Annotated in this window: 1 protein-coding gene; it reads right to left on the reverse strand. The window is 68.8% G+C overall.

Annotated elements, in window-relative coordinates; all coding sequences use genetic code 11:
• Positions 1–11: 11 nt before the first annotated feature.
• Positions 12–5,510 carry an SDR family NAD(P)-dependent oxidoreductase gene (locus LZC95_05100; GenBank protein WXA96211.1) on the reverse strand — a complete coding sequence of 1,833 codons (5,499 nt, stop codon included), beginning with the start codon at positions 5,508–5,510 and terminating at the stop codon, positions 12–14.
• Between the last annotated feature and the right edge of the window lie 2 nt (positions 5,511–5,512).

The raw sequence follows: 5,512 nt of genomic DNA on the forward strand, positions 1-5,512 counted from the left end.
CGAGCTTCTCTTCACGAGCTGACATGGGCATTGTCTCCGAACTTCTGATCGAGGATGTGAAGCAACTCGTCGACCCCGGCGGCATCGACCTTTTCGCTGAACGTGGCATCGGCACCCGGACCGCCCGCCCACCGGCTCAGAAGCGCCCGCAGACGATGGGTGAGCGCCTCGCGCATGGCCTCGTTGGCATGGAGCTCCGTCAGCGCGCTTTCCACCCGATCGAGCTCCGCGCCCATCGCGAGCACCGATGCGCCGTTCGCCTTCGGTGCATCGGGCAGCATTTGCTCGAGCAGCAGCCCCGCGAGTGCCGCCGGGCTCGGATGGTCGAACAGCAGCGTTGCCGGAAGACGTAGTCCAGTTGCAGATGCAAGTCGGTTTCGAAGCTCGACGGCCATGAGCGAATCGAGCCCCAGTTCCTGCAAAGGCCGCAATGCCTCGAGCGCGTGCGGATCCGCATCGAGAACGGCGCCCACGTGCTGCCGAACCACATCGAGCAAGCTCCGAAGCCGCTCGGACGGCTCCAGCGCCCGCAGCCGTCGCGCGAGCTCTTCGCCTTGCCGCGCGGGCGCATCGATGCGCCGGGCCGGTGCACGCGCCAGGTCTCGCAGCATCGGCGGCAGCGAATCCCCGCGCGCGCCCAGGGCCGCGGAATCGAGGCACACCGGGACGAGCAACGCCTCGGGGCGGCCCAGCGCCGCATCGAAAAGCGCGAGAGCTTCCTCCGCGGAGAACGGGATCAACCCTTGACGGCGCAGGCGCGCCCGATCTGCCTCGGGAAGGCGTGCGGCCATGCCGGTGCCATCCCAAGGTCCCCACGCCAGGGCACATCCCGGCAGGCCCAGCGCATTTCGTTGGACCGCCAGTCCATCGAGTGCTGCATTGGCCGCGGCATAGTTGGCCTGCCCCGGCCCGCCGAGCACCCCGGCAAACGACGAGAAGAGCACGAACGCGCTCAGCCCGAGGTTCATCGTGAGCCGATGCAGATGCCACGCCGCATCGACCTTGGGCGCGAGCACCGCATCGAGGCTCTCGCGCGTGAGCGACGCGAGGAGCCCATCATCGAGCACGCCCGCCGCGTGCACGACGGCGGTCAGTGGATGCTCCGTTGCAACGTGCTCCAGCGATTGCGCGAGCTCGTCGGCACGACTCACATCGCAGGCCCGAAGGGTGACCCGAGCCCCCGCGGCTTGCAGTTCGGCGACCAGGTCCCCTGCGCGTGGTGCCTCGGGGCCACGACGCGAAAGCAGGAGCAAATGGCGCACGCCATGGCGGCTTACGAGGTGCCGCGCAAGCTCCGCGCCGAGCCCGCCCGTGGCCCCCGTGACGAGGACCGTCCCATTCGGATCGAGTGCCCCCAACGCCGGCGATGCCTTGGCCCGCACGAGGCGCGGCACGCGCAGTGTTCCTTGCCGCAAGGCCAACTGCGGTTCGGCGAGGGCGACGGCGGCGCGGATCGCATCGATGTCGAGCGCGTCGACGTCGAGAAGCGTCATCGGCCGGGCAGGGTGCTCGAGCTGCGCCGAGCGCGCGAGCCCCCAAAGCGGAGCGTGCACGACGTCGACCGTGTCCTCCGCCTGCGCCGCGACCGCCCCACGCGTGAGGACCACCAGCCGGCACGGCGCGAAAGCTTCGTTCGCGAGCCACGCCTGCAAAACGGCGAGAAGCCGCTGCGTGGCACCGTGCGCTCGCTCGGGCACGTCCGGCGCATCCGGTTTCTCGGGGGCGAACGCGACCGCCACCACATCGGGCAAGGGTATCCCTTGCGCAACGGCGCGACCGAGCTCGTTCACGTCGACATACGTGCGTGCCTCCAACGCGGCGCCCAAGCCGACGGCATCTTCCCCGACGACGGCCCATGTGGCGTTGGCTGGACCCGCCGGCGTCGCGATCTCTCGCCATGCCACCGTGTACAGATTCGAAGAGGCCTGGCCGGCAAAAAACTGCGCGGCGGGCGCGCGCCGGGTGGAGAACCCTTCGATGTGCGCGACCGGGGCACCCTCGGAATCCCAAAAGGTCATATCGGCATGCGTGACGTCGGCATCGGCCGCGGCGTCGGTGCGCAGTGCATGCTCGGCCCAGGTGGGAACGACGTGCCGTCCATACCAGACGACCCGCTCGATGCCGAACGGCAACCGCGGCACCTCGCTCGTCGTGGCGTGTCCGGCGCTCCAAATCTCGAGACCAAACACATTGTCGATGAGCCCACCCGGAATCGGAGCATCGTCGCCACCGACACCCTGCGGCGCATCGAGCCGCCCCAGCGCCACGCGCTCGCGAACGCGCGAAGCCTGCCGGAGCCAGCGCCATTGCGGACCCCACTCGATCTGGAGCGCACGCAGCACGTCCAGGTAATCGAGCGACGCCGGTTCCTCCGCCGGCGGGCGAAGGGGCGAACGCTGCGCGGACGGCGGAAGGGATGCCACATCGAGGGTCGCGGTCAGGTGCGTGGTCCACGCGTCGCCCTGCCTCGTGCAAAGGCGAACGGAGAACCCCGAGTTGCCCGCCCCACGCGCGAGCTGCAGATGCAGCGTGACGCACTCCGAGGCCCGCTCGAACGAGATGGGCCGCAGAAATTCGACCTGGCGCAGCTCGAGAGGCTGGTCCGGCCAATGCGACTCGGCCACCGCGAGAAGAATGGCGACGTAGAAGGCACCCGGCACCACGATGCGCCCGTAGACGAGGTGGTCCTGCAAATAGGGTTGGACCGACGGTCCAATATCGACGGTGTGCAAAACGGAGCCGTCCGGCAGATCGAACCGCCGCCCGGCGAGCGCATAGCGTCCCGCCGCCGTGCCCAGGGACGAGCCTTGGCGTTGGCCTGCTTCGACCCAATAGCGCTCGCGCTGGAACGGATACGTGGGGAGCGTTCGGCGCGAAGGCCGCAGGGGCGCGAAGAACGCCTCCCAGTCGACATGGTGCCCGCGCGCATGCACCGCCCCGAGCGCCGAGACGATCGCATCGACGCCGCGATCCTTCTGCATCGTATGCAGGAAGGTGAGCGCGTCGGTTCCTTCGAGGCACGCCTGCGCGAGCGGTGCCAGCACGCCGTGCGGCCCGATCTCGAGATACGTGGTCGCGCCCTCGGCGTGCAACGTGCGGACGCCGTCGAGAAAGCGGACGGCCTGCCGCACGTGACGCACCCAGTACTCGGCAGACGCGATGTCGCGCGCCTCCGCGCGCGTACCCGTTGCGTTGGACACGATGGGGATGCGGGGCGCCTGGTAGACGAGTTTTTCCGCGACCCGCCGGAAGTCGTCCAGCATGGGCTCGACCAGCGAGGAGTGAAACGCGTGGCTGACACGGAGCCGCGTCGTCTTGCGCCCGAGGGCCTGGAACTGCTCGGCCAGGGCCAGGACCGATTCTTCCTCCCCGGCGATGACCGTGGAGTTGGGCGCATTGATGCCTGCCACATCGACGCGCCCGCGAAGGCGAGACCGCACCTCGTCTTCGGAGGCTTGGATGGCCATCATGGCCCCGCCCGCCGGCAACGCCTGCAGAAGCCGAGCGCGCGCGGCCACCAGGGTGCACGCATCCTCCAGCGAGAAGGCGCCCGCCACGTGGGCCGCCACGATTTCTCCGATGGAGTGCCCGAGCAGAACATCGGGTCGAAGCCCCCACGCCTCGAGCAGCCGAAAAAGCGCGACCTCGAGCGCGAAGAGCGCCGGCTGCGTGAACCCGGTCTCGTGAATGCGCCCTTCGTCGGCGAAGAGGACCTCGCGCAGAGGCCGATCCAGATGGGGGTCGAGCTGCGCACAGACGGCATCGAGCGCGTCTCGAAAGACGGGAAACGCATCGTACGCGGCCCGCCCCATTCCGGCCCATTGGCTGCCTTGCCCCGTGAAGAGCACGGCCAGCTTCTTCGAGCCGATCACATGATGCGGCGCCAAGTTTGCCAAGGCTTCACGCACCTGCTCGCGGTCCCTCGCCACGAACGCGGCCCGCCACTCGAAATGCGACCGCGTCGTGGCGAGCGAATACGCCACATCGAGCAGCCCGGCCTCGGGATGCGCCTCGAGGTACGCCCCCAATTGCTCCCCCTGCGCCCGAAGTGCGGCCTCCGTCTTCGCCGACAAGATCAGCGTGGTGGTCTCGTCGGGAGGGCTCGCGATGGGCGGGGCAGGCGGCGCCTCCTCGACAATGACATGCGCATTGGTCCCACTGAGTCCGAACGCCGAGACCCCCGCACGCCGCAGCCTGTCCCCGGTGCCCCAAGGCACCACCGAATCCACGACCCGCACGGGCAACGTGTCCCAATCGATATGCCGATTGCGCGGGTTCGTGTGCAACGTTGGCGGCAGCGCTCCGTAGCGCAAGCAGGCAATGACCTTGGCCACACCCGCCAACCCTGCGGCCGATTCGAGATGCCCGATGTTCGTCTTCACGGCGCCCAAGAGGAGAGGCCGTCCCTCTTCACGTCCTTCGCCATAGACGGCGGCCAGCGCCTGCACCTCGATGGGATCGCCGAGCGCGGTGCCCGTGCCATGGCACTCGACGACGTCCACATCCGCCGGGCGCAGACGCGCATCCTCGAGGGCCGCCCGCAGCACCTTCTGCTGCGAAGTGCCATTGGGCGCCGTAATGCCGCTGCTCGCCCCATCGTGATTGACCGCCGTGCCTCGAAGGACGGCGAGGATCCTTCGCCCATTCGTGCGAGCATCCTCGAGCCGCTCGAGTGCGAGCACGATGACGCCCTCCCCGCGCCCATATCCATCCGCGCTCTCCGAGAACGTCTTCGAACGGCCATCGGGCGCCAGCGCCCGCGTTCGCGACAGCATCACGAACCCCTCGGGCGCCGCCATGATCTGGACCCCGCCCGCCAATGCGAGCTGGCACTCCCCGCGGCGCAACGCCTGACATGCGAGGTGCAACGCCACGAGCGATGAACTGCACGCGGTATCCACGGAAAGCGCGGGCCCCTGCAGTCCCAACGTGAAGGCCAGGCGCCCGGCCGCAAACGACGGCTGCCGCCCGGTGAGCACGTAGGCCTCGGCCTCGTCGCTTGGCCCGCGCACGAAGTCGTAGTCCCCGGGCCCGATGCCCACGAACACACCCGTCTGCGAATCCTTGAGAGCGCCCGGAACCACGCCGGCATCCTCGAGGGCGTGCCAACTCGCTTCGAGCAGCAGACGATGCCGCGGGTCGACGTTCTTCGCCTCGCGCGGGCTGATGCCGAAGAACGCCGCGTCGAACAGATCGATGCGATCCAGAAAGGCCGCCTCCCGCACGTACGACTTGTCCTTCGCGTCGGGATCCGGATCGTACACGTCGTCCGCGTTCCATCGGTCTTGGGGCACGAGGCCGATGGCATCGCCGCCGCTGGCGAGGAGATTCCAAAAGCTCTCGAGGTCGACGACCCCACCCGGCACGCGCAGACCCATCCCGATGATGGCGAGCGGCTCGTTCGATGCGGCTTGGCTCGCGGCCAGGCGGTCGCGCAGGCGTTCCACCTCACGAAGAGACCGAACCAGAGCTTCGCGGAGCTTCGATTGCGACGGGGTTTCCTGTCCCATGA

The organism is Sorangiineae bacterium MSr12523, from assembly GCA_037157775.1.
Classification (GTDB): domain Bacteria; phylum Myxococcota_A; class Polyangia; order Polyangiales; family Polyangiaceae; genus Pendulispora; species Pendulispora brunnea.